This window comes from Mesorhizobium sp. M7A.F.Ca.CA.002.05.1.1 (assembly GCF_003998335.1).
Classification (GTDB): domain Bacteria; phylum Pseudomonadota; class Alphaproteobacteria; order Rhizobiales; family Rhizobiaceae; genus Mesorhizobium.
This window is the reverse complement of record NZ_RZQI01001621.1, coordinates 1-494: the sequence shown is the minus strand read 5'-3', so window position 1 is coordinate 494 and position 494 is coordinate 1. Positions and strand designations below refer to the sequence as shown.

1 protein-coding gene is annotated in these 494 nt (G+C 65.8%); it reads left to right on the top strand.

Annotation, left to right across the window (positions count from 1 at the left end):
- Window positions 1-314: 314 nt before the first annotated feature.
- Window positions 315-494: helix-turn-helix transcriptional regulator (locus EN939_RS37390; protein ID WP_127272149.1), on the top strand; the 180-nt coding region annotated here is incomplete at its 3' end.

The window sequence follows — 494 nt, the reverse complement described above, 5'->3', positions numbered from 1 at the left end:
AGGATGCGCGGCGCCGAGTTCGGTTCGGAACGACTTTCCGTCTTCGCCTCATGGCGCTCGCGCGGTGGCGCTTCCGGTCTGGCGGGAGCCTGGCCGGGACGCGGACGTGACACGTCCGCCGCACCCTTCGCGGATGGATGTGGACGGTTGTCGCGGCGTTTGTCGCGAAAAGACTTCAAGCGGGGGCAACTCCGAACGGCGTGGCCGCTTTTGACATAGGGCAACCGGCTTCGCAACCAAGTCCGACAGGTCGGCCTCTCCGGTTCAGGTTGGCCGCGATGGACCAATGTCAAAGAAACAGGCAAATCTACCGGATGTCCCGCTCCGAACGCCTGCTCGACCTGATCCAGTGCCTGCGCCGGCATCGCCGGCCAGTGAGCGGACAGGCGCTGGCCGATGAACTCGGGATTTCGATTCGCACACTCTACCGCGATATCGCCACGCTGCAGGGCCAGGGCGCGCCGATCGAGGGCGAGGCGGGGGTCGGGTATGTG